The 23,065-nt window shown below is 70.8% G+C and carries 22 protein-coding genes and 1 pseudogene; 16 read left to right on the top strand and 7 right to left on the bottom strand.

What is annotated here, in order from left to right; all coding sequences use genetic code 11:
* The 11 genes and pseudogenes from rpsA to AB4Z02_RS08435 all read left to right on the top strand — a co-directional run.
* Positions 1 to 297: pseudogene (gene rpsA, locus AB4Z02_RS08485) on the top strand (30S ribosomal protein S1); the annotation flags it as partial.
* 103 nt (positions 298 to 400) lie between these two features.
* Positions 401 to 1,192: a DUF4184 family protein gene (locus AB4Z02_RS08480; RefSeq protein ID WP_056885265.1), complete on the top strand. Its 792-nt coding sequence runs from the start codon at positions 401 to 403 to the stop codon at positions 1,190 to 1,192.
* A 10-nt stretch (positions 1,193 to 1,202) separates the two neighbouring features.
* Positions 1,203 to 1,670, top strand: a complete 468-nt coding sequence (locus AB4Z02_RS08475; protein WP_056885264.1) for a PPOX class F420-dependent oxidoreductase — start codon at positions 1,203 to 1,205, stop codon at positions 1,668 to 1,670.
* Positions 1,671 to 2,025: 355 nt separating this feature from the next.
* Positions 2,026 to 3,054, top strand: coding sequence for an ABC transporter permease (locus tag AB4Z02_RS08470; protein ID WP_082591005.1), 1,029 nt, complete (start codon positions 2,026 to 2,028; stop codon positions 3,052 to 3,054).
* A gap of 139 nt (positions 3,055 to 3,193) precedes the next feature.
* Positions 3,194 to 4,933 (top strand): ABC transporter substrate-binding protein, encoded by a 1,740-nt coding sequence (locus AB4Z02_RS08465; protein ID WP_056885263.1) that lies wholly within the window; start codon positions 3,194 to 3,196, stop codon positions 4,931 to 4,933.
* A gap of 104 nt (positions 4,934 to 5,037) precedes the next feature.
* Complete coding sequence (locus tag AB4Z02_RS08460) at positions 5,038 to 6,051, top strand: ABC transporter permease (RefSeq protein WP_056885262.1); 1,014 nt, start codon at positions 5,038 to 5,040, stop codon at positions 6,049 to 6,051.
* 33 nt (positions 6,052 to 6,084) lie between these two features.
* Entirely contained in the window at positions 6,085 to 7,146 is a 1,062-nt protein-coding gene (locus tag AB4Z02_RS08455) for an ABC transporter ATP-binding protein (RefSeq protein ID WP_056885261.1), read from the top strand.
* On the top strand, positions 7,143 to 8,243 hold the full coding sequence (locus tag AB4Z02_RS08450) for an ABC transporter ATP-binding protein (protein WP_369818947.1): 1,101 nt from the start codon (positions 7,143 to 7,145) through the stop codon (positions 8,241 to 8,243). The genes AB4Z02_RS08455 and AB4Z02_RS08450 overlap by 4 nt, the downstream gene beginning before the upstream one ends.
* 25 nt (positions 8,244 to 8,268) lie before the next feature.
* Positions 8,269 to 9,459, top strand: a complete 1,191-nt coding sequence (gene coaE / locus AB4Z02_RS08445; RefSeq protein ID WP_441970352.1) for a dephospho-CoA kinase — start codon at positions 8,269 to 8,271, stop codon at positions 9,457 to 9,459.
* Positions 9,452 to 9,859 carry a YidH family protein gene (locus tag AB4Z02_RS08440; protein WP_235531576.1) on the top strand — a complete coding sequence of 136 codons (408 nt, stop codon included), beginning with the start codon at positions 9,452 to 9,454 and terminating at the stop codon, positions 9,857 to 9,859. The genes coaE and AB4Z02_RS08440 overlap by 8 nt, the downstream gene beginning before the upstream one ends.
* A complete protein-coding gene (locus AB4Z02_RS08435) occupies positions 9,856 to 10,305 on the top strand; it encodes a DUF202 domain-containing protein (protein ID WP_441970351.1) in 450 nt (149 codons plus the stop codon). The genes AB4Z02_RS08440 and AB4Z02_RS08435 overlap by 4 nt, the downstream gene beginning before the upstream one ends.
* On the opposite strand, the gene AB4Z02_RS08430 is transcribed toward AB4Z02_RS08435, so the two are convergent.
* A complete protein-coding gene (locus AB4Z02_RS08430) occupies positions 10,298 to 11,479 on the bottom strand; it encodes an MFS transporter (RefSeq protein WP_200949334.1) in 1,182 nt (393 codons plus the stop codon). The two genes, AB4Z02_RS08435 and AB4Z02_RS08430, sit on opposite strands and share 8 nt — an antisense overlap.
* A 42-nt stretch (positions 11,480 to 11,521) precedes the next feature.
* A complete protein-coding gene (locus tag AB4Z02_RS08425; protein WP_441970350.1) occupies positions 11,522 to 12,778 on the bottom strand; it encodes an MFS transporter in 1,257 nt (418 codons plus the stop codon).
* Between the two features lie 152 nt (positions 12,779 to 12,930).
* Between AB4Z02_RS08425 and uvrB the strand changes: the two genes are divergently transcribed.
* Complete coding sequence (uvrB, locus tag AB4Z02_RS08420) at positions 12,931 to 15,039, top strand: excinuclease ABC subunit UvrB (RefSeq protein ID WP_441970349.1); 2,109 nt, start codon at positions 12,931 to 12,933, stop codon at positions 15,037 to 15,039.
* Between the two features lie 11 nt (positions 15,040 to 15,050).
* Here the strand turns inward: uvrB and AB4Z02_RS08415 are convergent, their stop codons facing one another.
* The gene (locus AB4Z02_RS08415) at positions 15,051 to 15,353 is read right to left on the bottom strand and encodes a DUF7218 family protein (protein WP_056885254.1); all 303 of its coding nucleotides are present in this window, start codon (positions 15,351 to 15,353) and stop codon (positions 15,051 to 15,053) included.
* Between the two features lie 249 nt (positions 15,354 to 15,602).
* On the opposite strand from AB4Z02_RS08415, the gene AB4Z02_RS08410 reads away from it, so the two are divergent.
* On the top strand, positions 15,603 to 16,604 hold the full coding sequence (locus tag AB4Z02_RS08410; RefSeq protein ID WP_441970353.1) for a TerC/Alx family metal homeostasis membrane protein: 1,002 nt from the start codon (positions 15,603 to 15,605) through the stop codon (positions 16,602 to 16,604).
* On the opposite strand, the gene AB4Z02_RS08405 is transcribed toward AB4Z02_RS08410, so the two are convergent.
* Positions 16,601 to 17,476 carry an EamA family transporter gene (locus AB4Z02_RS08405; protein ID WP_441970348.1) on the bottom strand — a complete coding sequence of 292 codons (876 nt, stop codon included), beginning with the start codon at positions 17,474 to 17,476 and terminating at the stop codon, positions 16,601 to 16,603. The genes AB4Z02_RS08410 and AB4Z02_RS08405 overlap by 4 nt on opposite strands.
* Positions 17,477 to 17,562: 86 nt before the next feature.
* A complete protein-coding gene (locus tag AB4Z02_RS08400) occupies positions 17,563 to 18,225 on the bottom strand; it encodes an MBL fold metallo-hydrolase (RefSeq protein WP_441970347.1) in 663 nt (220 codons plus the stop codon).
* Between the two features lie 170 nt (positions 18,226 to 18,395).
* On the opposite strand from AB4Z02_RS08400, the gene AB4Z02_RS08395 reads away from it, so the two are divergent.
* From AB4Z02_RS08395 to AB4Z02_RS08385, 3 genes are all read left to right on the top strand, one after another.
* On the top strand, positions 18,396 to 19,028 hold the full coding sequence (locus AB4Z02_RS08395; protein WP_441970346.1) for a sensor histidine kinase: 633 nt from the start codon (positions 18,396 to 18,398) through the stop codon (positions 19,026 to 19,028).
* The gene (locus tag AB4Z02_RS08390; protein ID WP_056885250.1) at positions 19,025 to 19,675 is read left to right on the top strand and encodes a response regulator; all 651 of its coding nucleotides are present in this window, start codon (positions 19,025 to 19,027) and stop codon (positions 19,673 to 19,675) included. Before AB4Z02_RS08395 ends, AB4Z02_RS08390 begins: the two co-directional genes overlap by 4 nt.
* A 170-nt stretch (positions 19,676 to 19,845) precedes the next feature.
* A complete protein-coding gene (locus AB4Z02_RS08385) occupies positions 19,846 to 20,520 on the top strand; it encodes a response regulator (RefSeq protein ID WP_056885249.1) in 675 nt (224 codons plus the stop codon).
* Between the two features lie 13 nt (positions 20,521 to 20,533).
* On the opposite strand, the gene AB4Z02_RS08380 is transcribed toward AB4Z02_RS08385, so the two are convergent.
* Complete coding sequence (locus tag AB4Z02_RS08380; RefSeq protein WP_441970345.1) at positions 20,534 to 21,223, bottom strand: maleylpyruvate isomerase family mycothiol-dependent enzyme; 690 nt, start codon at positions 21,221 to 21,223, stop codon at positions 20,534 to 20,536.
* A 5-nt stretch (positions 21,224 to 21,228) separates the two neighbouring features.
* Positions 21,229 to 23,058 carry a glycoside hydrolase family 15 protein gene (locus AB4Z02_RS08375; protein WP_441970344.1) on the bottom strand — a complete coding sequence of 610 codons (1,830 nt, stop codon included), beginning with the start codon at positions 23,056 to 23,058 and terminating at the stop codon, positions 21,229 to 21,231.
* Positions 23,059 to 23,065: the final 7 nt, after the last annotated feature.

Here is a 23,065-nt window from a genome sequence, read left to right as displayed (position 1 = left end):
GAGACCAACGAGTGGCTCGAGGGCTACGAGACCCAGCGCGAGAAGTGGGAGAAGCAGTACGCCGAGGCCCACGCCCGCTGGGAGGCCCACAAGGCCCAGGTCGAGGAGGCCACCAAGGCCGACGCCGAGGCTGCGGCCAACGCTGGCGCCGCGACGTCCTACTCGTCCGACTCGGGCTCGTCCTCGTCCGACAGCGACTCGGGCAGCGGCAGCCGTCCGGCCGCCCCGGTCTCCGAGGGCACCCTGGCCTCCGACGAGGCCCTGGCCGCTCTGCGCGAGAAGCTCACCGGCAACTGAGCCCACGCCAGCCACGCACCTCGGTGCACGGCTGGACGGCTTCGAGAGGCCCGGCTCCCGATGGGGAGCCGGGTCTCTCGGCGTCCGGGTTAGATTCTCCCGTATGCCGTTCACGCCCGCCCACGTCGCCGCGGTGCTGCCCGTGGTGGGTCGGCGACGGCCTAGCTGGGTGGTGCCCTGCGCCCTGGTGATCGGCTCGATGGTCCCCGACGTCCTGTACTTCGTACCGATCGGCGACTACCGGGACGTCTCCCACTCGGTGCACGGGCTGCTCACGCTCGACCTCCTGCTGGGGCTGGTCCTGGTGGGGCTGTGGCGTGCTGCGGCCGGGCCCGTCCTGCGCGACCTCGCCCCGCGCTCCTACCGTGAGCGGGTGCCGCCGCCGCTGCGCCCGACCGCGCGGGAGTGGCTGTGGTCGGTGCCGTGCCTCCTGCTCGGGGGCGCGACCCATTTGGTGTGGGACGCCTTCACGCATGCCAACGGCTGGGCGGTGATGCGCTGGCCGGCGGTGTTCGACCGCGTGGTCACCCTGGGCCTGCCCGTGTACTCGGTCGCGCAGTACGGCAGCAGTGTGGTCGGACTGGTCCTCGTCCTGGTGTGGGCCGGGCGTGCGCTCGAGGAGACCACGCCCCGGTACCCCGGTGGGCGGCGGGCGACGCCGGGGGAGCGCCGAACCGCCTGGGTGGCGCTGCTGGCGCTGCCCCTGGTGGCAGGCAGTGTCTTCGCGTCGGATGCTGCCCTGGCGGGGGAGCCGGTGACGATGGTGGTCTACGTCGCCGTCGTGCGGGCCCTGAGCTCCCTGGGGCTGGTGGCCGCGCTGACCACGGTGTGGTGGCACCAGGTCGTGTCCCGGCGTCCCGTCCTCGACGGCGCGTCCGCGGGACGTCGCATGTGAGGATGGCGGCATGGCACGAACCATTGCGACCAACACCGACGTGGACCTCGACGGGCTGCTCGACTTCGTCCGGCCCCGGCACCAGATGGTGCTCATCACCACCCGCGCCGACGGCCGCCCCCAGACCTCACCGGTGACCGGTGGCGTCGACGACAGCGGCCGGCTCGTCATCTCCAGCTACCGCGAGCGCGCGAAGACGGCCAACCTGCGCAAGCGACCGCAGGCGACGGTGCTGGTGCTGTCCGACGACTTCGGCGGGGCCTGGGTCCAGGTGGACGGCGATGCGGAGGTCATCGACGCCCGCGACGACGTCGAGCCCTTCGTCGAGTACTTCCGGAACATCTCGGGCGAGCACCCCGACTGGGACGAGTACCGCGAGGCGATGGTCACCCAGGACAAGTCCCTGCTGCGCATCACGCCGACGCGCTGGGGGCCGGTCGCCACCGGCGGGTTCCCCGCCCGCCTCGCCGACAGCTGACTCCCTCTCGGCCCGCTGCGGGGGACCCGGTCACGGTCCCTCGAGCGGCGCGGACCTCGCCACCGGCCGCACGGACCTCGCGACTCGCCCAAACGGGGGCGCTCTCCACCCATCGCAGCAAAAGCCTTGCGCCAGCAAGGCTTTCGTTCGTCTCCGCGTCGCCGCGACCGTGGTCCCGGCGTGTCCTTACCGCTCCCGAATCGAGACCCAGGGGTCATTGACCGTGGTGGGGGGCAGGTCGAGACTGCGAGGAGAGGAGATGGTGTCCCATGGCTCCTGACCACGGCCGCAACACAGCGAGGACTCGTCCTCGGCGTATGCTCCCGGCCGGCGGTCGGACTTCGCTGGTCGTCAGATGACCGACCACCCGAGGGGCCCCCAGAGGGACGCCCCGGTCGACACCCTGGACTCCGACCTGGCCATCGGGGCGGAGACCGCGGAGAAGGTGATTGCCGGGCGTACTCCCGCCCAGCTGGCCCGGGCGCGCCTGCGTCGGGACAAGATCACCATGGGCGTCCTCACCGTGGTGCTGCTGGCCGTCGTTGTGGCCATCGTCGCGCCGCTGCTGTCCAAGCTCGGGGTCCTGGACCCCAACTCCTTCCACGGCGAGCTCATCGACCCCAACACCGGGGGCCTGCCCAAGTCGAGCACGCCCGGGGGGATGAGCCTGGCGCACCCGCTGGGCCTGGAGCCCGGAACAGGGCGCGACGTCCTGTCGCGGATCCTGCTCGGGATGACCTTCTCCATGATCGTCTCGCTGTCGGCCACCGTCATCTCGATCGTCGGGGGCACTGCCCTTGGAGTCGTCGCCGGTTTCCGCGGAGGCAAGTCGGACTTCTTCATCACCCGCTTCATCGACATGATGCTGTCGTTCCCGCAGACGCTGATGCTGCTCGCCCTGTCGGGAATGTTCATCCAGCGGCTCACGTCGCTCGGGGTCCCGGCGGGCAACCCCAGCAACGGGCTCTACATCATCCTGGTGCTCGGGATCTTCGCCATCCCCTACATCGCGAGGATCATCCGGGGCCAGGTGCTCTCATTGCGGGAGCGCGAGTTCATCGAGGCCGCCCGGAGCCTGGGGGCAAGGAACGGGCGCATCTACGTCAAGGAGCTGGTCCCGAACCTGTGGGCCCCCATCCTCGTCTACTTCACCCTGCTCCTGCCGGTCAACGTCTCCGCCGAGGCCACCCTGAGCTTCCTCGGGGTGGGCATCCAGCCACCCACCCCCACGCTGGGCAACATCCTGAAGTACTCCGTGAACTACGCCCCGGCGGACTTCACCTTCTTCTTCTACCCCGCCCTGACCATCGCGGTGCTGGTGATCTCGTTCAGCCTGCTGGGCGACGGCCTGCGCGATGCCTTCGACCCGAAGGCCGGACGGTGAACACGGTGAAGGCCGCGGTGGAGGACAGGTTCGGCACCGCGAACGACACCGGGGCATTCACAACCCCCAGACACTCCCTGCGCTGACTCGGCACGGGTGAGCGCATCGACACGATCGATGCACGATCGAAGGAGAGCACATGATCATCACGAGGAATGGTGCGCTGACACTCCTGGCCGCCGGCTCGGTGCTGGCCATGGCGGCCTGCAGCGGCACCACGGCCCCGAAGGGCGGCGGCAGCAGCAGTGGAGCGGTCGGTAGTGCGAAGGGGGGCACGCTGTACTACCTGACCAAGCGTTCCGCGGAGCATCTGGATCCCCAGCGCACGTACATCGGGCGCGACCTGGCCAACGAGAACCGGCTGTTCTACCGCGACCTGGTGTCGTTCCCGATCGAGACGGACGTCAAGAAGGGCACCACGCCGGTGCCCGACCTCGCCACCGACACCGGGACCTCCACCGAGGGCGGCAAGGTGTGGTCCTTCACGCTGAAGGACGGCGTCAAGTGGCAGGACGGGAAGCCGATCACCTGTGAGGACCTCAAGTACGGGTTCTCCCGCGGCTTCTCCACCGACGTGATCACGGGCGGGCCCAACTACGCGCTGGCCTACCTCGACGTGCCCGCGAAGAACGGACTGCCGGTCTACAACGGGCCGTACAAGAAGGCAGGGCAGGCCGAGTTCGACAAGGCCGTGACCTGCGAGGGCAAGAAGATCACCTACCACTTCAACAAGCCGTGGGCCGACTTCCCACTGGCGATTGCCTCGCTGCGCAGTTTCGCCCCCTACCGGGCCGACCAGGACAAGGGCGACCAGTCCAACTACGCGATCTTCTCCGACGGGCCCTACATGATCCAGGGGACGTGGAAGAAGGGCGTCGGTGGCACGTTCGTGCGCAACCCGAACTGGGACCCCAAGGAGGACACCCTGCGCAAGGCGCTCCCCGACAAGATCGTCTTCATCGAGGGTCTGACCGAGGAGATCATCTCCCAGCGGCTCATCGCGGACAGCGGCAACGACAAGTACGCCGTGACCGACCGCAACGTCCCGCCGGCCTTCTACAGCCAGGTCGACAGCAACCCGGCCGTGAAGGCGCGCAGCACCCTGGTCGACGCACCGTTCGTGGACTACGTACTGCCGAACTTCAACCGCATGAAGAACCTCAAGGTCCGTGAGGCACTCAAGATGTCGACCGACCAGCAGGGCTACATCACCGCACGCGGTGGCGACAAGTACGGGCACCCGGCGAAGTCCATCGTCAACCCGGTCCTCATCGGCTACAAGGACAACCCGAACTTCAGCGCTCCACCCACCGGTGACCCGGCCGCGGCGAAGCAGCTGTTGCAGCAGGCGGGAGTGCCGATGCCGTACCCCATCACCTACACCTACCAGGGCGGCACCCCGGCCAGTGACAACTCGGCCGCGGCACTCAAGGCAGGCTGGGACAAGGCCGGCTTCAAGGTGACCCTGGACGCGCTGACCGACACCTACTACGACGTGATCCAGAACCCGTCCAACAACAAGTCCGACGTGATGTGGGGCGGCTGGGGTGCGGACTGGCCCACCCAGGCGACCGTCACGCCACCGCTGTTCGACGCCCGGATCAACCTCACCCCCAAGTCGAACGGACAGGACTACGGCAACTACACCAGCGACGCGGCAAACAAGCTGATCGACGAGGCGGCCGCCAAGCCCGACGTGCAGTCGGCGGCGACGGTGCTCAACAAGCTCGACGACCTCCTCGGACAGGACGTCGCGTACGTCCCGCTGTCGGTCGACCGCTTCTTCTTCCTCCACGGATCGGGCGTGACGAACTACATGCAGACGCCCGCCTCCAACGGCTACCCGGAGCTGGGTTCCATCGGGGTGAAGACCAAGTAGCACCACCCGTGCGAGGGCACCCGCCCTCCCATGGACCCCACCGTGCGGGTCGCGACCACAGGCTCGTCGACCCGCACGGTCCCGCCCACCAGTGAGGGGGTGCCGTGCTCGCCTACGTCGTGCGTCGCGTGGTCACCGGCATCGTGATGCTCTTCGTCATGTCCGCGGTCACGTACCTGCTGTTCTTCTCCGGCGGGGCCGACCCGGCCCGCTTCACCTGCGGCAAGAACTGCACCCCGGAGCTCATCGAGCAGAACCGCAGGGCGCTGGGCTACGACAAACCCGTCGTCGCGCAGTACGCGGACTTCGTCAAGGGAGTCTTCGTGGGTCGTGAGTTCCCCGACGACCCCGCCCTGAAGAAGACGGCCCCCCAGACCATCGCGAAGTGCCCGGCACCATGCCTCGGCTACTCGCCCCTGATGAACGACAACGTCACGTCCATCCTCATGAGCAAGCTGCCGGTCACGGCCTCACTGGCCTTCGCCGCCTTCATCATGTGGATGGTGCTCGGCGTCTCGGGCGGGGTCATCGCGGCGCTGAGGAAGGGGCGGTTCACCGACCGCGCCCTTGTGGGCACCTCCCTGGTCTTCTACGCCTTCCCCACGTTCTTCGTCGGCCTGACGCTGTACATCTACGTGGCCATCAAGTGGCAGCTGACCCCGGTGCCTGTCTACACGCCGTTCAGCGAGAGTCCCGCCTCGTGGCTGATGGGCCTGGTGCTGCCCGGCCTCACCCTGGCGCTGTTCTTCATGGCCGCCTACGTGCGGTTGACACGCGCCTTCGTGATCGAGTCGATGGGGGAGGACTACATCCGCACCGCCGTGGCGAAGGGGCTGACGAAACGCAAGATCCTCTACAAGCACACCATGCGTGCGGCCCTGACCCCGATCGCCACCATCGCCGGGCTCGACCTCGGCGGCCTGCTCGCGGGGGCCATCGTCACGGAGACGGTCTTCAACTACGACGGCCTCGGGAAGCTGGCCGTGCAGGCGTCGACGACGTTCGACCTGCCGGTCGACGTGGGCATCGTCATCGTCGCCGCCTTCTTCGTCATCACCGCCAACATCATCGTGGACGTGCTGTACGCGTTCATCGACCCGCGCGTGAGGCTCGGCTGATGCGCCCGACGAGCAGGGAGGGGTGAGTCGTCGATGAGTACTGCGCTCAGCGTCGAGAGCGAGGAGAGGGCGCCGGGCGGCGACGTGCTGCTGTCGGTGCGGGACCTTCGCGTGCGGTTCCCCACGGAGGACGGCCTGGTGAAGGCGGTCGACGGGCTGAGCTTCGACCTCAGGCAGGGGGAGACGCTCGGCATCGTCGGCGAGTCGGGGTCGGGCAAGTCCGTCACGAGCCAGGCGATCATGGGGCTCTACCGCGGGACGCGGGCCGAGATCTCGGGCCTGATCTCCTTCGACGGAGTCGACCTGCTGGGCCTCGGCGACGAGGAGCTGCGTCGTCGCCGTGGCAAGGACGTCGCGATGGTCTTCCAGGACCCGCTCTCGGCCCTGCACCCCTACTACACCGTGGGGAACCAGGTGGTGGAGGCCTACCTCGTGCACCACGAGACCAGCAAGTCGGCAGCCCGACAGCGCGCGATCGACATGCTGGACAGGGTGGGGATCCCCAACCCCGCCAAGCGGATCGACCAGTACCCCCACGAGTTCTCGGGCGGGATGCGACAGCGGGCCATGATCGCGATGGCCCTGGTCAACGACCCGCGCCTGGTCATCGCCGACGAGCCGACCACCGCCCTGGACGTCACCGTCCAGGCGCAGATCCTCGACCTGCTCGTGGGACTGCAGAAGGAGTTCGGCTCCTCGATCATCATCATCACCCACGACCTGGGAGTAGTCGCCGAGATGGCGAACGAGATCCTCGTGATGTACGCCGGCCGCGCGGTCGAACGGGGCGTCGCCGAGGAGCTCTTCTACGCCCCCGAGCACCCGTACACCTGGGGTCTGCTGCAGTCGATGCCCCGGATGGACCGGCTGCGGATCGAGCGTCTGCGGCCCATCCCGGGCAACCCGCCCTCGCTCATCTCGCCGCCCTCCGGCTGCGCCTTCCACCCGCGCTGCACGTTCAGGGACGACGCCCGGCTCGGGTGCGCGCAGGTCGAGCCGGGCTTCGACGCGGACAGGCCACACCCCGTACGGTGCCTCATCCCGCCCGACGAGCGGATCCGCATCTTCCAGACGCAGATCAGGCCGTCGCTGTGAGCGCCGGCCAGGGCGCCCCGCCGGGACGCCGCCGCTTCAGTGGACGCAGGACGCAGACCGGGAACCGCATTGAGCTCGGTGAGGTGCTCCTCGAGGTCGAGGACCTCAAGAAGTACTTCCCCATGAAGACCTCCGGCCTCTTCCGGCGGCCCGCCGACCCGGTGAAGGCCGTGGACGGCATCTCGTTCCGCCTGCGCAAGGGGGAGACCCTCGGTGTCGTGGGGGAGTCCGGCTGTGGCAAGTCCACTGCGGGCCGCACCATCCTGCAGCTGCTGCCCCCGACTTCGGGCAGCATCCGCTACAAGGGGCGGGACATCACCGGCGTCACGGGCCACGACCTGCGGATGCTCCGGCTGGAGATGCAGATGATCTTCCAGGACCCGTACGGCTCGCTGAACCCCCGGCAGACCATCGGCTCGATCGTCGGGGCCCCGTTCGCCATCCAGCGGATCGACCCCGAGGGCGGCGTCAAGGCCGAGGTCCAGCGGCTCATGGAACGCGTGGGCCTGAACCCCGAGCACTACAACCGCTACCCGCACGAGTTCTCCGGGGGCCAGCGCCAGCGCATCGGTATCGCACGGGCGATCGGGCTGCGCCCGTCCCTCATCGTCTGCGACGAGCCGGTGTCGGCGCTGGACGTGTCCATCCAGGCCCAGGTCGTGAACCTCCTGGAGGACATCCAGAACGACTTCGACCTCACCTACGTCTTCGTGGCCCACGACCTCTCAGTGGTCCGCCACATCAGCGACCGCGTGGCCGTCATGTACCTGGGCAAGATCATGGAGATGGCCGACCGCGACGAGCTCTACGGCGACCCCCTGCACCCGTACACCCAGGCCCTGCTGTCCGCCGTGCCGCTGCCCGATCCCCGCAAGGAGAACAGGCGGGCGCGCATCCTGCTCACCGGCGACCTGCCGTCGCCGATCAACCCGCCGAGCGGTTGCGTCTTCCACACCCGGTGCCCGCGGTTCCGGGAGGAGCTGACCGAGCAGGAGCGCACGCGGTGCGTCAAGGAGGTGCCGGCCCAGGTGCCGCTCGACGCCGACCACGGCGTGGCGTGCCACTACGCCGGTCCGGCAGCGGCCCCGGTGCTCTGACCCGCCACCTCGGTAGGGTGGCGCCATGCTGCGCGTGGGCCTCACCGGGGGCATCGGGTCCGGGAAGTCCACCGTGGCCGGACGGCTCGCGGAGCTCGGGGCGGTCGTGGTCGACGCCGACGTGCTGGCCCGGGAGGTCGTTGCGCCGGGTTCGGAGGGGTTGCACGCGGTCGCCGAGCGGTTCGGCGACGACGTCCTCGATGACGACGGGGCGCTCAACCGACCGGCCCTGGGCTCACTCGTGTTCGGCGACGAGCAGGCGCGGCGCGACCTCGAGGGGATCACGCACCCGCTCATCGCGCGCCGCACCGCCGAGCTGTTCGCAACCGCTTCGCCGGACGCCGTCGTGGTCCACGACGTCCCGCTCCTCGTCGAGAAGGGCATGGGGGCCGCCTACCACCTCGTCGTGGTCGTCGGCGCGGCCGAGACGACGCGTGTGCGCCGCCTGGCAGCCACTCGGGGGATGACCGAGGCCGACGCGCGCAGCCGCATCGGCGCCCAGGCCGGCGACGAGCAGCGGCGGGCCGCCGCCGACGTCTGGCTCGACAACGACGACACCCGCGAGGCTCTCCTGGCCTGCGTCGACGGGCTCTGGGCCGAGCGGCTCGTGCCCTTCGAGGCGAACGTCCGGCACCGTCGGCGCGCCCACCGGCCTGCGCGCGTCGTGCTCGTGGACCCTGACCCGACCTGGCCCGACCAGGCGACGCGCCTGCTGGCGCGGCTTCGGCACGTGCTGGGCGACGTGCTGGTCACCGCAGACCACGTCGGCAGCACCGCGGTGCCGGGGCTCGCGGCCAAGGACGTCATCGACCTCCAGGTCGGCGTGCGGTCCCTGTCCGACGTCGACGCCCCGGCCGTCGTGGCTGCCCTCGACGACGCCGGCTTCCCCAGGCCGGTCCCGACCGCCGAGGACAACGCCAAGGACGGGACGCCCTGGCCCAAGCGGTTCCTCGCCAGCGCCGACCCGGGGCGGCCGGCCCACATCCACGTCCGTGTCATCGACAGCCCGGGATGGCGCTGGGCGCTGCAGTTCCGCGACTGGCTGCGCGCCGACGACCTCGCCCGGGAGGAGTACGCCGCGCAGAAGCACCGGCTGGCCGGCAGCTCGTCCTCCGTCGAGGAGTACGCCGACGCCAAGGAGCCGTGGTTCGACGCCGCCCACGAGCGCGCGCGGGCCTGGGCGCTGGACAGCGGTTGGGAGCCGGGTCGTGGCTGACGCGCAGGGTACGGACGCCGGCCACGGCGAGACGAGGCGCCCGGACCGGGTGTACGGCGTGGGGGAGGAGCCTGACCCCCGCTTCTCCATGGCCAACGAGCGCACCGCTCTTGCCTGGATGCGCACGGCACTGGCCCTCGTCGGTGGCGGCGTCGCCATCGTCTCGGTCTCGAGCCTGGACGGGATGCCGGACTGGGCGCCGCTCGTGGGAGCCGCGTCCTGTCTCGGCGGGGGCGCGCTCGCGCTGCGTTCCGTGTCCGCCTGGGCCCGCGTCGAACGTGCCCTACGCCTCGGGCGCCCCCTCCCGGCGCCCCGCGCCCTGGCCATGCTGGCGGCCGGCGTGGTGGCGCTGGCCGCGCTGACCCTCACCCTGTCGGTCGTCGAGCTCACCACCCGATGAACCCGACCCGGCCGAACGCCGGTGGCGTGGCCGGGCGGGGCGCCGGTGACGTGGCCGGGCGGGGCGTCGGTGGCGTGACCCGGCTGGCCGCTGGACGGTTCCGCCGCTCTCGTGGTGGGCCCAGGGGTCACGTACCCGGCCGCGATGCCCTACAGCCCGAGCGCACCGCCCTGGCGTGGCAGCGCACCGCCGTGACCGCGCTGGTGTGCCTCGTGCCCCTGGTGCTGGTGTCCCTGCGCACCCACGTGACGCCGGTGGCCGTGGGCGCAGCGGCAGCCATGGCCGTCAGCGGCGTCCTCGTCTGGTCGGTGCACCGGCGCCTCGGCCAGCTCGGCGACGACTCCCGTGGCTACTCGCCCTACACCCCCATGTCGCTCGTCCTGGCCGTCTCCGTGCTGTGCTCGCTGGGCGGTGCCGTGGTCGGGGTGAGTCTCTGGCTCAGGTGAGCCGGTCCTCGGCCCGTACCGGGACGAGGGGAAGGGCTGCAGTGGCGACGACTCCTGCGAGGGCGAACGCCGCGGCGTACCCGGCGTGCACGACCGCCAGCCCCGCCAGCGGGGGCACCACCGCGGCGACGAGGAACTGGCCGGTGTTCTGCACCCCCAGGGCCCGGCCACTCCAGAACGGCCCGGCGCGCTCGGCCACGGCGGTGAAGGCGAGCCCGTTGTCGGCCACGGTGATTACGGACGCGACGACCAGGACCACCACCGCCAGGCCCCAGCCGAGCCCGGTCGTGGCGGCGAGCACCAGCATCGCCACGACGGCGCCGCGGGCCACCCACAGCAGCGGACGCATCCTGCTCCCGACGCGATCCGAGAGGTGGCCCACCCCGATGCGACCGAGCGCGCCTGCCGCCTGCGTGAGCGCGACGAGCCCACCGGCAGCACCGGGCGACCAGCCACGGTCGTCCACGAGCCAGACCAGCGTGTAGGTCCACACCACGAACTGCGGCACGACGAGCAGCATCGAGACCCCGTGGATGCGCCCGAGGTAGCGGTCGCGTCGGTAGGGGTTGTCGGCGCGGACGGCGCGCCGGGCCGGTCGCGGCGGGTCGAGCACGACCACAACCACCAGGGCCGCCGCCACGGCGGCCGCGACCGTCGGCACCCACAGGGCCGCGCCGATGCCGTCCGCGTCCGCGATGACGGCCATGGTGACCGCGGCGACGCCCACGCCGAGCGGCTGGGCCATCTGGCGGATGCCCATGGCGAGCCCCCGTCGGTGCGGCGGGAACCAGCCGGCGATGACGCGACCGCTGGCGGCGTTCGCCGAGGCTGCGGCGCCGCCGGCGAGGAACAGCGTCAGGGCCAGAGCGACCGGGCCGTGCACGACGGTGCCGGCGAGGCACGCTGCGGACGTCAGGAACAGGCCCGTGACGAGGACGAGCCGCTCACCCCTGCGGTCGACGAGCAGCCCCCAGCCGACGAGGGTGAGCATCACGCCCACCACGGGAGCGGCACTGACCAGACCCGCCTGCGCCAGTGACAGGTCCAGGCGCCTCACCAGGACCGGGATGAGGAAGGCCGGCCCGTGCAGGGCGATCGCCGAAGCGGCCTGCGCGAGGGTGCTGGCCACCAGCATCGCCCACCGCCGGGTCTCTCCGACGGCAGCTGTGTCCACCCCCGCAGTCAACGCGGGCAGCGGGGCGCTCGCAGCGACGTCTCAGCCCGTGGCCGAGAGGGCGCCGTAGCGTTCGCGCGTCCGCTGCGCCCAGGCGGTGACGGGCCGTAGGGCGAGGGCAGCGCCCAACACCAGCGCGGCCAGGACCAGCCAGCCCGGCCAGCCCCACTCGATGCACAGCAGCGTGATGAGGGTCGGCGCCACGACGTTGGACAGCGAGAAGCCGAGGCCGGCGAAGCCCTGGTACTGGCCCTGCCGCTCCTGCGGGGCCAGGCCCATCTGGACACCCCACTGCCCACCACTGGAGCGCATCTCGCCGACCACGTGGACGGCGGCGCCCACCACCAGCACCGCAGCGGCACCGACAGGTCCCAGCCAGCCCGAGGTCGCGATCACGGCGAACGCCACGGCGATCCACAGGGCACCGTGCACCATGGCGCGCGAGGACTCGACGACGCCGTCCACACCACGGGTCATCCGCACCTGGAAGAGCGTCACGGCGACGGTGTTGAGGACGAGCAGCACCGCGACGATCGCGGTCGGGGCCTTCGTGTGCTGGCTGACCCACAGGGGGATGCCGATCTCCATGACGACGAAGTGCATGGCGACGATGCCGGTCAACAGGGTCACGACGACGTAGGGGGTGTCGCGCAGGACCGCGAGCCGGGGCTCACCGGCTCCCCGCGCCGGGGCGGGGGACAGGTGCGGGAGCCGGAGGCTGACCAGCCCGGCGACGATGCCCGTGACGCCGTCGACGGCGAACACCGCGAGGTAGGCCCACGGCCGGTCGACCCACAGGGCGATGCCTCCCAGGGCGGCCCCGAGCGACATGGCCAGGTTGGTCACCGCCCGCAGGTAGGCCTTGAAGGCCACCCCGGAGCCGCCGACGGCGATCCGACCGATGTAGCCGTTGCGCACGGAGCCGCCGCCGTTCTGCAGGGCGGTCACCACGGCCAGCACCAGGGTCAGCGTCCAGAAGTCACGCACGACGAGGAACAGCAGCCCCACCGCCCCGAAGCCGGCCGTGAGCGCGGACATCACCTCGCGCGGCCCGCGGGTGTCACCGAGGTGGCCGAGCGGGACCTGCGCGAGCATCCCGACGACCGCGGCGATCGAGAGCGCGAGCCCGACCTGGGCGGCCGACAGGCCGACCACCCGGGTGAAGTACAGGGCGAACGTCGTGACGGTCGCGCCGGCACCGGCGCGGTTGACGAAGGTGCCCAGGGCCAGGACCCGCAACCGCGGGTCGACCGGTATGCCGCGGCGCGTGAGTCGGGACGTGGTCGCCGGGGCGGACACGGGTGGCCTCCTTGGACGGGGCGGTGACGGGTGGGGATGGTCGGGTGGCGGAGCGGCGCTCACGGTAGCGCGGGGTCGGACATGGCCCGGACGTCGGTGCCCGACACCATGGCGACCGGTGCGCTGTCGGTGCGGAGGCATACGGTTGTCCCATGCGTCCCACGACCGACCTGCAGCGCACGGTGGCACCGTTCCAGGTCGTCTCCGAGTTCCAGCCCGCCGGCGACCAGCCCGCGGCCATCGCCGACCTGGCCAAGCGCGTCCGGGCGGGGGAGGAGAACACCGTCCTCCTCGGCGCCACCGGCACGGGCAAGTCCGCGACGACCGCCTGGCTGATCGAGGAGGTCCAGCGACCGACCTTGGTGATGGCGCCCAACAAGACGCTGGCGGCGCAGCTGGCCAACGAGTTCCGAGAGCTGTTGCCCCACAACGCGGTCGAGTACTTCGTCTCCTACTACGACTACTACCAGCCCGAGGCCTACATCCCGCAGACGGACACCTACATCGAGAAGGACTCCTCGATCAACGACGAGGTCGAGCGGCTGCGCCACAGCGCGACCAACTCCCTGCTCACCCGTCGCGACGTCGTCGTCGTGGCCTCGGTGTCCTGCATCTACGGCCTCGGCACGCCCCAGGAGTACGTCGACCGGATGGCCCGGCTCAAGGTCGGCCAGCAGGTCGACCGCGACGACCTGCTGCGCCGGTTCGTGCAGATGCAGTACACCCGCAACGACCTCGCGTTCACCCGTGGCACGTTCCGGGTGCGCGGCGACACCGTCGAGATCATCCCGGTCTACGAGGAGCTGGCCGTCCGCATCGAGTTCTTCGGCGACGAGATCGAGCGCATCTACACCCTGCACCCCGTCAGCGGCGAGATCATGCGCGAGGAGCAGGAGATGTACGTCTTCCCGGCCACGCACTACGTCGCCGGCCCGGAGCGCATGGAGCGCGCCATCCGCGGTATCGAGCTCGAGCTCGCCGACCAGCTCGCGGCCTTCGAGAAGCAGGGCAAGCTGCTCGAGGCGCAGCGCCTGCGAATGCGCACCACCTATGACATCGAGATGATGCGGCAGGTCGGGTCCTGCTCGGGCATCGAGAACTACTCGATGCACATCGACGGCCGGTCCCGCGGCTCGGCTCCCAACACCCTGCTCGACTACTTCCCCGAGGACTTCCTGCTCGTCATCGACGAGTCCCACGTCACGGTGCCGCAGATCGGGGCCATGTACGAGGGCGACATGTCGCGCAAGCGCCAGCTCGTCGACCACGGGTTCCGGCTGCCCTCCGCCATGGACAACCGCCCGCTGCGGTGGGAGGAGTTCCTCGACCGCATCGGGCAGACCGTCTACCTCTCGGCGACGCCCGGCCCCTACGAGCTGGCGCAGAGCAGCGGCGTCGTCGAGCAGATCATCCGCCCGACGGGCCTCATCGACCCCGAGGTCGTGCTCAAGCCCACCAAGGGCCAGATCGACGACCTCCTGCACGAGATCGGGGTCCGGACCGAGAAGAACGAGCGCGTCCTGGTCACCACGCTGACCAAGAAGATGGCCGAGGACCTCACCGACTACCTCCTCGACAAGGGGGTGCGGGTCCGCTACCTGCACAGCGAGGTCGACACCCTGCGACGGGTCGAGCTGCTGCGCGAGCTGCGGATGGGCGAGTACGACGTCCTGGTCGGCATCAACCTGCTGCGGGAGGGGCTCGACCTGCCCGAGGTCTCGCTGGTGAGCATCCTCGACGCCGACAAGGAGGGGTTCCTGCGGTCGGCCCGGTCGCTCATCCAGACCATCGGCCGCGCGGCCCGCAACGTGTCCGGCCAGGTCCACATGTACGCCGACAAGATCACGCCCTCCATGCAGGAGGCCATCGAGGAGACCACCCGGCGCCGCGAGAAGCAGATCGCCTACAACCTCGAGGCCGGGGTCGACCCCCAGCCGCTGCGCAAGAAGATCGCCGACATCACCGACCTGCTCCAGCGGGAGGACGCCGACACCGAGGCGCTCATCGGCTCCGGGCGCAGCCAGTCACGTGGCAAGGGTGGCGGCCGGGGTGGCCGTGGGGCCGTCCAGGCCGATGCCGGCGTGGCCTCCGACCGGCTGCGCAACCTGCCCGCCAACGACCTGGCCAACCTCATCCAGGAGCTGTCGACGCAGATGCACCAGGCCGCGGCCGACCTGCACTTCGAGCTGGCAGCCCGGTTGCGCGACGAGATCGGCGACCTGAAGAAGGAGCTGCGGCAGATGTCGGCCGCGACCCAGTAGCCGGTCGCGGGTCAGTGGTTGCGCAGGGCGTCGATGAGCTCGGACTTCGACATCGACGACCGGCCCTCGATCCCGAGGTCTGCAGCGCGGTGGCGCAGGTCCTCCACCTTCCAGTCCTCGTAGTCGCCGTGCTCACCGCCCTTGCGGCCCACCGCCGACCGGCCGCGCGCTGCTGCCGAATTGGCGATCCGGGCCGCCTTCTCCTTGGATGCGCCGTCGTCGCGCAGGGCCTCGTAGACCTCCGGGTCCTTGACGCTGGGACCCGGGTCGGCCTTGCCGGAGCCGGACTTGTTCCTCGACGTGTTCTCAGCCATGTGCCCCGTTGTACCCGGACACGGGTCGGGCCACACCCCGGGAGGCGGGTACAGTCTGGTGCTGACCACTCGGAGGGGAGTATCCCCACGCGGTGTCCTCGTCATCACGGCCGACCGGCTCGTGGCCCCGGCCACGCCCACGCGGCCCGGGGAACCGGTCCGCCACACCAGGGCGGGAGAGACCTCCGGCCACGCCCGTGACCGGAAGGCTCTGCCTTGACCACCCTCGCCTACACCACCTCGACCCAGATGCAGGTCCCCACCTGGGCCTGGTGGCTCACCATCGGCCTGATGGCCGCGGTCCTGCTCTTCGACGTGTTCGTCATCGCCCGTCGCCCCCACGTGCCCACGACCAAGGAGGTCAGCGGCGCGCTGGCCCTCTACGTCGGGGCCGCCGTGGTGTTCGGCCTCGGCGTCTGGTGGTTCACCCACGACCAGGCCGGCGCGAAGTTCATGACGGAGTACTACGCGGGGTGGCTCACCGAGTACTCGCTGTCGGTGGACAACCTGTTCATCTTCCTGCTGATCATGGCCCGGTTCGGGGTCCCCGAGAAGCTGCAGCAGGCGGCCCTGCTCATCGGCATCATCATCGCGATCATCCTGCGCGGCATCTTCATCGCCGCCGGCGCCGCGGCGATCAACCAGTTCTCCTGGGTCTTCTACATCTTCGGCGCGTTCCTCATCTATACCGCGGTCAAGCTGGCCCGCGAGGGCGAGGGTGACGACGACGAGTACGAGGAGAACCGCTTCATGAAGTGGGTCGAGCGCCGGTTCCCCGCGACGCAGGAGTACGACGGCGCCAAGCTGTTCACCAGGATCGACGGCAAGAAGCTGGCCACCCCGATGTTCATCGTCATCATGGCGCTGGGCACGACCGACCTGCTCTTCGCGCTCGACTCCATCCCGGCGATCTACGGCCTGACCAAGGAGCCGTACCTCGTCCTCACCGCGAACCTGTTCGCGCTCATGGGGCTGCGGCAGCTGTACTTCCTCATCGGCGGCCTGCTCAAGAAGCTCGTCTACCTCAGCATCGGGCTGGCCGTGCTGCTCGCGTTCATCGGCGTCAAGCTCGTGCTGCACGCGCTCCACGAGAACGAGCTGCCGTTCATCAACGGTGGCAAGCACGTCGAGGCAGCCCCCGACATCCCGATCTCGGTGTCGCTGGCCGCGATCGTCCTGATCCTCGGGGTCACCACCGTCGCCAGCCTGCTCAAGACCCGGCGCGACGAGCGCGCGGACGCGACCTCCTAGGCACCCTGCGCCGCCGGGTCGCGGCGCTGGCCCCCGCCTCCCATGACGAGCGCACTGGCCAGCACCACCAGGGCCATCCCGGTCAGCTGCAGGGGCGTGAGCCGCTGGTGCAGCACGAGGAAACCGGCGACGGCGGCGGCGGCGGGCTCGAGGCTGAGCAGGATGCCGAACACCCGCGCGGTCAGGTGCCGCAGGGCCGCGAGCTCGAGCGAGTACGGCAGCACCGAGGACAGCACGGCGATGCCCAAACCCTTCGCGACCGACTCGCCCGTCCACGTCGGCACGGTGCGCAGCCCCAGCGGCAGGGTGACGACGAAGGCGACCGTCATCGCCAGCGCGAGCCCGTCGAGCTGCGCGAACTGGGTGCCGGCGCGGCCGCTGGCGAGGATGTACCCGGCCCAGCAGGTTCCCGCCAGCGCCGCGAGACCCAGCCCGGTCCACTCGATCTGGGAGAGCGGGACCTGCAGGGCGCGGGAGATGAGGACGACCCCCACAGCTGCAGCGGCCACCGCCAGCAGGTCGCGCGCTCGCCGGGCCAGCACCGTGGCCAGGGTCAGCGGACCGAGGAACTCGACGGTGACGGCCACGCCGATGGGAAGGTGCGCCAGGGAGGCGTAGAAGGCGAGGTTCATCAGGCCCAGGGCCAGCCCGAAGGCCACGACCGTGCGCCAGGCCGCGGCGTCGTGACCACGGAGCCGGGGCCTCGCGATACCGAGCAGGATCAGGGTCGCGAAGAGCAGGCGCAGCGTGACCGAGCCCGCGGCGCCGATCTCGGGGACGAGGGTCGCTGCGAGCGCGCCGCCGAACTGCACCGACACCACTGCTGTGAGGACGAGCAGCAGGGGAGGGGCGGGTGCCCGGCGCGGCGACATGCGGGTGACTGTAGTGAGCGCCACGCCGGGGTCCCCGGGGTGTCCGCCCGACCGTCGGCGCGATCTGCCCGGGCCACCCCGCGAGGTCACCAGCCGCGCTCGTGCCACTCCTGCAGGTGCGGCCGCTCGGCGCCCAGCGTGGTGTCGGCGCCGTGCCCGGGGTGGACGTGGGTGTCGTCGTCGTAGACGTCGAACACCCGCGTCGTCACGTCCTCGATGAGGGAGTCGAAGGACTGGCCCGGGTTCCTGGTGTTGCCCACCCCTCCGGGAAAGAGCGAGTCGCCGGTGAACAGGTGCGTGTGGCCGTGCGGGTCGCCGTACGCCAGCGCGATCGACCCGGGGGTGTGACCGCGGAGGTGGATGACGTCGAGCACCACGTCGCCGAACCTCACCTGGTCGCCCTGGCCGACCGTGCGGTCCGGGGGGAGCGGCATACCGGCGGCGTCGTCGGCGCCACACACCGTCGTCGCACCCGTGGCGCGGACGACCTCCGCGAGCGCGCGGTGGTGGTCCCAGTGCTGGTGCGTCGTCACCACCGTCTCGAGCGGGCCGCTGCCCTCGGCGACCATCTCGAGCAGCCGTGGCGCCTCGTCCGCGGCGTCGACGAGCAGCTGTGCTCCGGTGGACCGGCACCGCAGGAGATAGGCGTTGTTGTCCATCTCCGAGACGGAGATCTTCCGGATGCTGAGAAGCTCCAGGACGATTTCGGTGCCTCGTGCGGATGGGGTGGTGTGCCCGTCGTAGGTCATGTCATGCATTCTGCAACGAGGGTAGGCAAACAGCATGACTCAGCGAACTCGCTTAGTCCCTAATGACTATTGCTGCCGTTCTTTTGCACGTCCTACGTTTGACCGGTCGCGGAGCCACGGAGAGCTCACAGGGGGTGCAGGTTTCCGTCCGCGGGTTGGTGAGGGAACACATGGCTGCACAGATTCAGGACTACCAGCGATCTGTCGCTGGTGGAGAGATGGACACGGTCAGGGCACTGCTCCACGACCTGCGTCAACCACTCGCTGCGATCCTCCTCCTGTCGGGGACCGAAGGCGGCGACGTCGGTCGCAAGATGGATGGGATCGCCGGTCAGGCACGATGGCTCGCCGACCTCGTCGAGGTCGTCCTCGGCGAGGCCCACGGCGACGAGGTCGTCGACACCGACGTGGTGCAGGTTGCCGCGTCGGCCGTCGACCGGGCGCAGGCGACCGCCGCCTGCGTCATCACCCTCGACGCGGACACCCCGCTCCGGGCATGGGCGCGTCCCGTGGCCCTGAGCCGGGCACTGGCCTGCGTCCTGGACAACGCGGTCCGGGCCGCGGGCGACGACGGCCACGTGGCTGTCGCCGTCCACGCCGACGCCGCCGGCGTGCACGTCACCGTGCGCGACGACGGCCCGGGGCTGGGGCGCATCAGCTCGCGCACCTCGCTCGGGCTGACCACCACGCGGGCGATGGTGGCGGCCTGCCACGGCTCGTTCCGCATCAGCACGGCCGAGGAGGGCGGCGTCGTCGCCGACATCACCCTCGCCGGCACGGCCATCCGGTCCGTGGCGTCATGAGGATCGTCGTCTGTGACGACCACCTGCTCCTGCTCGAGGCCCTCGGCCTCGCGCTCGGTGCCGCTGGCCACGAGGTCGTCGCCCTCGCGGGCAACCCCGAGGAGGCCATCGCGGCCGTCGAGATGCACAAGCCGGATGTCTGCCTGCTGGACGTGAACTTCCCCAGTGGCACCTCGGTCATGGCGATCCACCAGATCCGGGAGGTCTCCGCCGAGACCAAGGTCGTGATGCTCTCGGCCGAGGCGGACCACGCCATCGTCGGGCGGGCCATCGTCGAGGGCGCGTCCGGCTACGTCGGCAAGGAGAAGCCGATCGCCGAGATCGTCGAGATGCTGGACCGTGCCGTGCGCGGCCAGCTGGCGGTCGAGCCGGCCCTGCTGCAGCGCGCACTGCGCCCGCAGAAGTCGACCGAGGACCCGCTCTGGGCCCTGCAGTTCCTCACCGACCGTGAGTGGCAGGTGATGCGCTGCATCATGGAGGGCCAGACGACCGAGGAGATGGCCGAGGCCCTGGGCGTGCAGCGCAGCACCGCCCGGACCCACGTCCAGAACCTCCTCACGAAGCTGGGGGTCCACTCCCGGCTCCAGGCCGCCGCGCTCATGTCCGCCCACGGGTCGCTCGACTCGTGGCCGGTGCACCTGCGCTGAGCCCGCACGTGCCGAGGGCTCCTGCGCCGGTCATGACCGGTGTGGGAGCCCTCGCGCATGCTCCGTAGGGTGCCCAGAGAGGGGTCGTCCGCAGAATCACCCTATTGACGTAGGGCCTTCTCCAGCACGGGTCGGTGGGTGGCGCGGGCGCCAGACGGCATGGTTGCGCTATGCCAGCCCCCATACGCGTCGTCGTCGTCGACGACCACGAGGTCTTCGTGGACGCCCTCGTCGTGTGCCTCGCGGACTACGAGGACCTCACGGTGGTGGGGACGGCCACGACGCTCGAGGGCGGGCAGGCGTTGCTCGAGGAGGGCGAGTTCGACGTCATGGTCCTCGACCTCGACCTCGCAGGCGTCGACGGGCTGCCGCTGGCCGTCGAGGCGCTGCAGCGGCGCCCCGACGTCGGGGTCGTCATCGTCACGGGGCTGGACTCGGGCAGCCAGATCGTCGAGGCGGTCCAGGGCGGGGTACGCGGCTGGGTGGCCAAGACCGCCACCGCCGAGGACCTCGTCGAGGCGGTCCGCGGCGTCGCCCACGGCGAGACCCGGATCCCCGCCGAGCTGCTCGCCGGGGTGCTGGTGTCACTGTCCCGCGGCCAGCGTGCACCCCTGGAGCACGTGCAGGGGATCAGCGAGCTCACGACCCGCGAGCTCGAGGTGCTGGGGTGCCTCGCGGAGGGCATGAGCCGCACGGAGATCGGCGAGCTGCTCCACGTGTCGCCCAACACGGTGCGCACCCACATCCAGAGCATCCTGCACAAGCTCAAGGTGCACTCCGCGCTCGCCGCGGTCGCCATCGCCCGACGGGCCGGGATCACCGGCCCGTCCGTCCTGACGGGCTGACGGGCTGACGGTCTCAGGCGCCGCGGGGGAGCGAGGGGACCTCGCCGTCGACGGCGCGGACCTGCGACGTGTCGCGCCGGGCCAGCCAGAGCAGGATCCCGGACAAGGGACCGGCCACGGTCGCAGAGCCGTCGCCCACCGTCCAGGCGTCGCCCTCGTCGGAGCGCACCACGACGCCCGGCGGGCGCTTGCCGAGACCGAGCCGGTGCACGGCGTCGGCGACGAACCGGCGCAGCAGGTCGGGATCCACGTCGTCGAACGCGAACCCGGCGTCGAGGTCGACGTGGTGGTAGACGACCTCACGCAGCCGCAGGAAGGGCAGTCCCGTGGCCGGCACCCGCATACCGCCGCGCATCTCCACCTCCTCGGCGGCCAGCGGCCCCTCGAGGGCCTCCAGGCGCGGGACGAGGTCTGCAGCCGTGGCGGCCACGTCGCGGGCGAGCTCGTCCGCGGCTCGGCGGGCCCCGGCCTCGATGTCGGCGTCGCGGGCCTCGGCACCCCCGGGGTACATCTCCTCGCGCTGTCCCGTCACCGCCCACGAGGCGAGGCGGCCGATGGCCTCGGCGTTGCGGGCGAGGTGGGTCAGGACGTGCCCGCGGCTCCACCCCTCGCACAACGAGGGGCCGCCGGGGTCGGTGAGGCCCCGGGCGGTGGCCAGGAGGCGGTCGGTCTGGTCGGCCAGGACGGTGAGCTCGCGCGTCATCCGCGTCACGGTATCCGGCTCCCCGCCTCGGCGGCACCCCGCGCCTCCGCGTCGGCGAGCGCGTGCGCAGCACCGATGAAGGCCAGGTGGGAGAACGCCTGCGGGAAGTTGCCGACCATTCGCTGGGCCACCGGGTCGTACTCCTCCGACACCAGGCCGACGTCGTTCATCACCGCCACGAGCCGCTCCATGAGGGGGCGGGCCTTGTCGAGGTGGCCGCACTGTGCGTACGCCGTGACGAGCCACCACGAGCAGGCGAGGAAGGGGTGCTCGTCACCGGAGAGCCCGTCGACCTTCGTCTCGGTCCGGTAGCGCATGAGGAAGCCGTCGCGCATGAGGTCCGCCTCCACGGCCGCGATGGTGCCGAGGACGCGGTGGTCGTCCGGGGGCAGGAAGCCCACCTGCGGGATGAGCAGGAGCGAGGCGTCGACCTGGTCGGTGTCGTAGTGCTGGGTGAAGGTGCCCCGCTCGGCGGACCAGCCGTGCTCGAGGATCTCCTCGCGGACCTGGTCGCGCAGGGCGCGCCACCGCTCGACCGGGCCCTCGAGCCCCCAGTGCTCCACGCCGCGTACGGCGCGGTCGAAGGCGGCCCACACCATCACCCGGGAGTGGGTGAAGTGGCGCAGCGGGCCGCGGATCTCCCACAGCCCGTTGTCGGGACGCTGCCAGTGCTCGGCGAGGTGGTTGACGAGCGTGCGCTGCATGGCCCAGCCCTGCCGGGAGACCTCGAGTCCCTTCTCGCGGGCCTCGTCGAGCGCGATCATGACCTCGCCGAGCACGTCGGACTGCCGCTGGTCGACGGCACCGTTCCCGATCCGCACGGGCGTGGACCCTGCGTAGCCCGGGAGGTGGTCGAGCGTGCGCTCGGGAAGACGTCGGGCGCCGTCGATCGTGTACATGATCTGCAGGTCCTCGGGGTCGCCGGCGACCGCGCGGATCAGCCAGTTGCGCCAGAGCCTCGCCTCCTCGAGGTAGCCCGAGTTGACCAGCGCCTCCAGGGTGAGAGACGCGTCGCGCAGCCAGCAGAAGCGGTAGTCCCAGTTGCGCTCGCCGCCGAAGTCCTCGGGCAGGCTCGTCGTCGGGGCGGCCACGATCCCGCCGAAGCGGGAGTGGGTCATCATGCGCAGGGTGAGCAGCGACCTGACCACCTGCTCGCTGTAGGGGCCTCCGTAGCTGCAGCGCCCCGCCCACTCGTTGGAGCGCGCGATGGTCTCCTCGATGCGGGAGTCGATGTCCAGCGGGGGAGGGACGGGCTCGTACGAGGGGAACCACGTCGTCGAGAAGGTCTGGACCTGGCCGGCGGCGACCTCGAACTCGTCGACGTGGTGACCGTCGACGGCGGTCGGGAGGCGGGTGCCGCGCAGGATGAGCATGTCCGGGCCGGCGACCGCCGTGATGACGTCGCTGTCCAGGCGGTGCCCCACGCCCCGGGAGACCCACGGCCGCACGGTGCCGTAGTCGAAGCGGACGACCCACTCGTGGCGCATGCGCACGGTGCCGTGCAGGCCCTCGACCGTGCGGATGATGTCGGCCCGCCCGTCGCCGATGGGCATGAGGTCGAGCACCCGTACGGAGCCGGTGTCGGTCTCGTGGACGGTCTCCAGCACGAAGGAGTTCTCCAGGTAGCGGCGGGTGCTGCGCGCCTTCTTGGTGGGGCCCAGCAGCCACCGGCCGTGCTCAGGCGTGCCGAGCAGGGCCGCGAAGCACGCATGGGAGTCGAACCGCGGCAGGCACAGCCAGTCGATCGACCCGGACCGGCTGACCAGCGCGGCGGTCTCGGTGTCGCCGAGGACGGCGTACTCCTCGATCGGGGTGCTCGTGGGGGGCGTCGTCATGCGTGGG

Source organism: Pedococcus sp. 2YAF34 (assembly GCF_052114585.1).
GTDB lineage: Bacteria > Actinomycetota > Actinomycetes > Actinomycetales > Dermatophilaceae > Pedococcus.
The sequence above is the reverse complement of the archived record's forward strand: the minus strand, read 5'-3'. Positions and strand labels throughout refer to the sequence as shown.

Excerpts from the sequence above, each read along its gene's own strand:
- AB4Z02_RS08480 (WP_056885265.1), top strand. The coding sequence starts at position 401 with ATGCCGTTCACGCCCGCCCACGTCGCCGCGGTGCTGCCCGTGGTGGGT.
- AB4Z02_RS08475 (WP_056885264.1), top strand. The coding sequence starts at position 1,203 with ATGGCACGAACCATTGCGACCAACACCGACGTGGACCTCGACGGGCTG.
- AB4Z02_RS08470 (WP_082591005.1), top strand. The coding sequence starts at position 2,026 with ATGACCGACCACCCGAGGGGCCCCCAGAGGGACGCCCCGGTCGACACC.
- AB4Z02_RS08465 (WP_056885263.1), top strand. The coding sequence starts at position 3,194 with ATGATCATCACGAGGAATGGTGCGCTGACACTCCTGGCCGCCGGCTCG.
- AB4Z02_RS08455 (WP_056885261.1), top strand. The coding sequence starts at position 6,085 with ATGAGTACTGCGCTCAGCGTCGAGAGCGAGGAGAGGGCGCCGGGCGGC.
- coaE (WP_441970352.1), top strand. The coding sequence starts at position 8,269 with ATGCTGCGCGTGGGCCTCACCGGGGGCATCGGGTCCGGGAAGTCCACC.
- AB4Z02_RS08435 (WP_441970351.1), top strand. The coding sequence starts at position 9,856 with ATGAACCCGACCCGGCCGAACGCCGGTGGCGTGGCCGGGCGGGGCGCC.
- uvrB (WP_441970349.1), top strand. The coding sequence starts at position 12,931 with ATGCGTCCCACGACCGACCTGCAGCGCACGGTGGCACCGTTCCAGGTC.
- AB4Z02_RS08415 (WP_056885254.1), bottom strand. The coding sequence starts at position 15,353 with ATGGCTGAGAACACGTCGAGGAACAAGTCCGGCTCCGGCAAGGCCGAC.
- AB4Z02_RS08410 (WP_441970353.1), top strand. The coding sequence starts at position 15,603 with ATGCAGGTCCCCACCTGGGCCTGGTGGCTCACCATCGGCCTGATGGCC.
- AB4Z02_RS08405 (WP_441970348.1), bottom strand. The coding sequence starts at position 17,476 with ATGTCGCCGCGCCGGGCACCCGCCCCTCCCCTGCTGCTCGTCCTCACA.
- AB4Z02_RS08400 (WP_441970347.1), bottom strand. The coding sequence starts at position 18,225 with ATGACCTACGACGGGCACACCACCCCATCCGCACGAGGCACCGAAATC.
- AB4Z02_RS08395 (WP_441970346.1), top strand. The coding sequence starts at position 18,396 with ATGGCTGCACAGATTCAGGACTACCAGCGATCTGTCGCTGGTGGAGAG.
- AB4Z02_RS08390 (WP_056885250.1), top strand. The coding sequence starts at position 19,025 with ATGAGGATCGTCGTCTGTGACGACCACCTGCTCCTGCTCGAGGCCCTC.
- AB4Z02_RS08385 (WP_056885249.1), top strand. The coding sequence starts at position 19,846 with ATGCCAGCCCCCATACGCGTCGTCGTCGTCGACGACCACGAGGTCTTC.
- AB4Z02_RS08380 (WP_441970345.1), bottom strand. The coding sequence starts at position 21,223 with ATGACGCGCGAGCTCACCGTCCTGGCCGACCAGACCGACCGCCTCCTG.
- AB4Z02_RS08375 (WP_441970344.1), bottom strand. The coding sequence starts at position 23,058 with ATGACGACGCCCCCCACGAGCACCCCGATCGAGGAGTACGCCGTCCTC.